We start from the raw sequence: 5,477 nt of genomic DNA, 5'->3' as shown, positions 1-5,477 counted from the left end.
GCCAGTCCCAATCATCGCTGAGCCAAACGGTGCGCCGGCTCGAGGAGCGGCTCGGGATGAGGTTGCTGACCCGCACGACGCGCAGCGTCGCTCCGACACAGGCGGGTGCGCAACTCATCGAAACCCTGAAGCCGGCGCTTGCCGATGTCGAGGCGCGGCTGGCAACCTTGAGCGAGCTCCGGGACACGCCAAGCGGCCTCGTTCGGGTGACCGCCGAACTCCATGCAGCCCAGACCGTGCTGTGGCCGGCAGTCTCGCGATTGATGTACGCCTACCCTGACGTGCAGGTGGAAATCTCGGTCGATGCCTCCTTCACCGATATCGTTGCCGATCAGTTTGATGCCGGTATTCGGATGGGTGAGCAGGTCGCCAAGGACATGATTGCGGTCCGCATCGGACCCGATCTGCGCATGGTTGTTGTCGGCTCTCCGTCGTACCTCGCCAAGCACGGAACTCCTCACACCCCCCATGACCTGATTCAGCACCGCTGCATGAACTTGCGCCTCCCGACAGCCGGCGGTCTCTACGCCTGGGAGTTCCAGAAGGATGGCCGCGAGCTGCACGTCCGTGTCGAGGGACCGCTCATTCTGAACGACGAGCGTCTTGCCATCACCGCCGCGCTTGCGGGGCATGGTCTCGCAATGGTCACAGAGGACAGCACCGCGCAAGCTGTTGCCGACGGGGCATTGATACGCGTGCTCGATGATTGGTGCCGGACCTTCCAGGGATATCATCTCTATTACCCGGACCGTCGGCATCCCTCCCCGGCTTTCGCTGCTCTGCTCAAGGAGTTGCGGCACCAATTGGCATCGGGTGGGCGAGCAACGGCAGCTAGAAGGTCCAGGCGCTGACCGGTTCCTTCTCGTAATGCGACGCGGCCCGGCCATGCCGGATCCCGGCATGGTTGCGCTTGCTTCCCGTCTCCAGACTACTGTTTCGGCGGAGTGTCGGCCCCGACGACGTGCTCCTCTTCCTTGGGAAGACGGGCTCCGTGAATTTCCACGCTGGCGATATCGCTATTGATCTCCTGAAATTCGGCGGCCGAGAACGTTATCGATGCAGCACCCACGTTCTGTTCCATATGGGCAATCTTTGTCGTCCCGGGGATCGGAACGATCCAGGGCTTCTGCGCAAGCAGCCATGCAAGTGCGATCTGCGCGGGCACAGCCTCCTTGCGTTGCGCCCATTTCAACACCACGGCGTAAAGGGCCATGTTGGATTTGAGGTTTTCCGGTTCGAAACGGGGAACAAGAGCACGGAAATCGAATGAGCCCGCACCGGGCTGAAGGTCGAAGGAAGCGCCGCTTCCAAACCGGGTATCGGCACTCATTTTTCCAGAAAGAAAGCCCATTCCGAGGGGGCTCCAGCAGACGAAGCCGATACCCAGTTCCTCGCATAGCGGAAGCACCTCCGCCTCCGCTCCTCGCCACAGCATCGAGTATTCGTTCTGGATGGCTGCGAGAGGCTGCTCCGCATGGGCGCGGCGGATGGTCTGGATTCCCGGCTCGGAAAGACCCCAGTTGAGGACTTTCCCTTCCGCCATCAAATCCTTGACCACACCGGCGACGTCCTCGATGGGGACGGTTGGATCGACACGATGCTGGTACAAGAGATCGATGCGGTCCGTTCGCAGTCGCTTCAGGCAGCCTTCGACCGCCCGGCGGACGTGCTCCGGCCGGCTGTTCATGCCGCGCTCGCCCATCTTGCCTGTGTCGGGATCGATATCGCCGCCGAATTTCGTCTCCAGTGCCACCTAATCACGAACAGCCTGGAGCGCTTCGCCGACAATGTCCTCGGATATGAAAGGCCCGTACATCTCGGCGGTATCGATAAGCGTCACACCTCGATCCACTGCGCTGCGAATGAGGCGGATCGCTTCGCCGCGGTCGAGCGTGCTGGTGTAAAAATCAGAAACGGTGCCCTCCTTTGGCCCAGGCAACCATTGGCAGCCAAGCCCGACCGGCGAGACTTCGAGGGAGCCCAGTCTCCTGCGGCCAGCGGCGGCAGCGGAACTCGATTGCGCTGCGGCGCCGGCCGTCTGCGCCGTGGCGGGCAGGCTCGGCATCAATGATGTCAATCCCAGCGCGCCGCCCGCTAGCAGAATATCGCGGCGATTCACGCGGGGAGATTGTGAGATAGCAGTACTGCTGTCGGTAGACATGACAGATCTCCGTTCGTATCGAAGTTGGGGCGACCCGCCTCAGGCGGGTGACTTCAAATGCGTCGAATAGAAATCCGCGAACTCCGCCACGGCCCTGTCGACATATTCGGGCTTGTCATAGAGGTCGAAATGCGACGCTCCCTCGAATACCAGCAGGTCTTTCTGGGCTGAGCCGACGCGTTCGTAGACTTCGTGCCCGTCCCGGTTGGAACCGAAAGCGCCTGGCTCGCTGCCGACGATGACCTGCAGCGGCTGGGTGAGAAGCATGTCGGCCAGATAGAAGGCATCGAACGCCAACACGGCGTCCATTCCCACGAAGCGGGATTTGTTTTGCCAGTTCGGATGCTGACCGCGGGGCGTACGGTAGTAGTCGTAAGCTTGGCGAAGATCGATGTCGCCGGATTCTTTGTATTCATCAGGGATCCACGGCAAGATCATCGGCTCGGCTCCACGAGCCTCGGCCGTGCGCTGCTCGGCAATTGTGCCAAGGGTCGCAATCGTCGCTTCCCTGCCGGCAGCCCTCATTTCTCTCCCGCCGTTGACGGGGACTGAGAGGCCGACGGCCTTGATGCGCCGCTCGGTCATCGCTGCACTGGCAGCGTAGCCGCCACCCGCACAGATACCGAGAACACCGATGCGTTTTTCATCGACGTAGGGAAGGCTTACAAGGTGATCGACCGCACCACGGACATCTTCCACGCGTGCTATCGGGTCTTCCTTGTACCGGGGCTCCCCACCGCTTTCGCCCTGGAATGACGCGTCGAAAGCGATTGTCACAAACCCCCTCTGCGCCATCTTTTTCGCATAAATGCCTGCGGTCTGTTCCTTTGCCCCGCCGGCGGGCGCAACAGTGATGATGGCCGCATATTTCCTGCTCGCGTCAAAGCCACCCGGATAATGGATGTTTCCAGCGACTTTGATGCCGTTGTTGTTGATGAACGACGTGTTTTGCATGGCTGCTGCGCTTCCCGCATTGTGTTGATGGCCTGCAGCGGCGCCGGCCTCGGACGTTTCCGCCGCTGCCGGGAGGTCCGACATCAATGACGCCAGCCCGAGAGCCGTCGCCGACAGGAAAGCGGCGCGGCGGGTCATGTTGAGGGAATCTGACGTATCCCCATTGCGATCACTGTCGGCTGGCATGATGGATGCTCCAAGTAAGGCGGCCGGCTTTATCCAACCACTGTCTTTGAAGCTTCTATCGCCCCACATGCTCAGCGATTAGGTGCTTAATTGTGCTTGTGCCTATAAGCAAGCGTAATGAATTGCTTGGGTTTGGCTGTCACCTGAACAACGTCCAGCCCGTTAATGCCGCGTCCGAACGTCCACTCTGTAGGCGTCTCCCGGAAGGATCTTCCGCGCGAGCCTGTGTCCGCCTGCTCGCTGGACGCGCAATGCCAACGGGATTACCCTCATTGCGGCATGACGCGCGACGAATTCTGGAGGAGATGCAGCCATGACCCTGCAAGGCGACGCCCTGAAAGACGCAATCGGCAGGACACGGGACAAATGGGGATGGTTCGTGGCGCTTGGCGTGCTGCTCTTGATCTTCGGCGGTATCGCCTTCGGCAATCTGCTCATCGCCACGGTCGCCTCGGTCTATCTCGTCGGCTGGCTGATGCTGATGGCAGGGGTGATCGAGATCATCCACGCCTTCGGGGTCAAGACCTGGGGGCGCTTCCTCTACTGGCTGGCGAGCGGCCTGCTCTACGCCGTGGCCGGCTTCTTCGCCTTCGACAATCCGGCGCTCGCCTCGGCGGTGCTGACCTTGCTGCTGGCGGCCTCGCTTGTCGCCTCGGGCGTGCTCAGGGCCTGGGTGGGCTTCCACCACCGGCCGGAGAAAGGCTGGGGCTGGCTGGTCGCGGCCGGCGTCATCAGCGCGCTGGCAGGCCTCGTCATCGCCATGGGCTGGCCGGTCAACAGCCTGTGGGTGCTCGGCCTGTTCCTGGCCATCGACCTGGTTTTCCAGGGATGGAGCTTCATCGCCATCGGACTGGCGCTGAAGAGATAGCCTAGTCCACGTTGAGCAGCGTCATTGAGATCAGCGCCAGCGCGGTCCCGAGATACTGCATCGAGGAGACTTCCTCCTTGAAGACGAGCGCGCCGACCTGTACGGCGCCGGCAACGACGATCGTGTTGACCAACGCCCCCGTCACGGCGAGGTTCAGCCTGGTGTTGATGAAGGCGAAGGCCCAGTAGGACAGCGGCGACAGCAGCATGACGACGGCAAGGCTGCGGCCGCTGCCCGTCTTGCCCCAATGCGCGCTCAACCCATCGCACAGGATGAACAGCGACGCGCAAAGGAGGACGACGCTCCAGACGGGGATGTCGGTCTTCATCGGCACGTTCTGCCCGCTCGGCAGGCCGGCTTCGGTGAAGCGCTTCACGCACGCGGCTCAGCCGTTTGGTCGAGTCCGTGACCCGCGTCTAAACACTTCTATCTAGTTATTTCGAGCTAGAACGCGATTGCGGCGTCGAGCTCCGACAGCGGGCGCACGCCAGCCAGCAGCGCCCTCGCCTCCGCCTCGTCGCGCTTCATCTGCGCGACCAGCGAGTCAAGCCCGTCGAATTTCAGCTCCGGCCGCAGGTAGCCGAAGAACGACACTTCGCACGTCTCGCCGTAGAGGTCGGCGGAGAAGTCGAAGACGAAGGTCTCGAGCAGCGGCGCGCCATTGTCGTCGACGGTCGGACGGCGGCCGAAGCTGGCGACGCCGTCATGCAGCGTCCCGTCGGCGCGGCGGAAGCGGACGGCATAAATACCTTCCTTCAGGGCCGCTTCCGGCGAAAGCCTCATATTGGCGGTCGGAAAGCCCAGTGTACGACCGAGCTGTTGGCCGCCGATCACCTCGGTCTCGACCGTGAAGCGGTAGCCGAGCAGGCCGGCGGCTTCGGCCACGGCGCCTTCGCCAAGAAGGGCGCGGATGCGGCTCGAGGAGATCACCTCGGCGCCCTCGTCGCGAAAGGCATCGACCAGCGTCACGCCGAAACCATGTCGCTCGCCCGCCGCCATCAGGAAGGCGGGGCCGCCCTGGCGGTCCTTGCCGAAATGAAAGTCGAAGCCGGTGACAGTATGCGCGATGCCGAGGTTCTTCTCCAGGACGTCGGTCACGAAGGCCTCGGCCGAGAGTGCGGCGAATTCGCGCGTGAACGGCTGCTCGACCAGGGCCGCGAAGCCGAGGCGAGACAACAGCCGCGCCTTCATCGGCGGCGGCGTCAGCACGAAGAGCGGGATTTCGGGCCTGAACACTTTTCGCGGGTGCGGCTCGAAGCTCAGCACCAAGGCCGGCGCGCCGCGGCGCCCGGCCTTGGTGCTGAGCTT

Annotated in this window: 5 protein-coding genes and 1 pseudogene; 2 read left to right on the top strand and 4 right to left on the bottom strand. The window is 62.7% G+C overall.

What is annotated here, in order from left to right; translation table 11 throughout:
* On the top strand, positions 1-851 hold an 851-nt coding region (locus tag EN738_RS30055), incomplete at its 5' end, for a LysR family transcriptional regulator (RefSeq protein WP_145966972.1).
* 77 nt (positions 852-928) lie between these two features.
* Here the strand turns inward: EN738_RS30055 and EN738_RS30050 are convergent.
* Both EN738_RS30050 and EN738_RS30045 read right to left on the bottom strand, forming a co-directional pair.
* Positions 929-2,065: pseudogene (locus tag EN738_RS30050) on the bottom strand (aldo/keto reductase).
* Positions 2,066-2,200: 135 nt separating this feature from the next.
* The gene (locus EN738_RS30045) at positions 2,201-3,115 is read right to left on the bottom strand and encodes an alpha/beta hydrolase (protein WP_127286796.1); all 915 of its coding nucleotides are present in this window, start codon (positions 3,113-3,115) and stop codon (positions 2,201-2,203) included.
* Positions 3,116-3,614: 499 nt separating this feature from the next.
* Here EN738_RS30045 and EN738_RS30040 point away from each other — a divergent pair, with 499 nt between their 5' ends.
* Positions 3,615-4,169, top strand: a complete 555-nt coding sequence (locus EN738_RS30040; RefSeq protein ID WP_127286794.1) for an HdeD family acid-resistance protein — start codon at positions 3,615-3,617, stop codon at positions 4,167-4,169.
* Between the two features lies 1 nt (position 4,170).
* Here EN738_RS30040 and EN738_RS30035 read toward each other — a convergent pair whose 3' ends face one another.
* Entirely contained in the window at positions 4,171-4,545 is a 375-nt protein-coding gene (locus EN738_RS30035) for a hypothetical protein (protein WP_245494813.1), read from the bottom strand.
* A 68-nt stretch (positions 4,546-4,613) separates the two neighbouring features.
* On the bottom strand, positions 4,614-5,477 hold an 864-nt coding region (locus EN738_RS30030; RefSeq protein ID WP_127286793.1), incomplete at its 5' end, for a bifunctional riboflavin kinase/FAD synthetase.

This window comes from Mesorhizobium sp. M4B.F.Ca.ET.017.02.2.1 (assembly GCF_003998955.1).
GTDB classification, from domain to species: Bacteria; Pseudomonadota; Alphaproteobacteria; order Rhizobiales; family Rhizobiaceae; genus Mesorhizobium; species Mesorhizobium abyssinicae.
The sequence above is the reverse complement of the archived record's forward strand: the minus strand, read 5'-3'. Positions and strand labels throughout refer to the sequence as shown.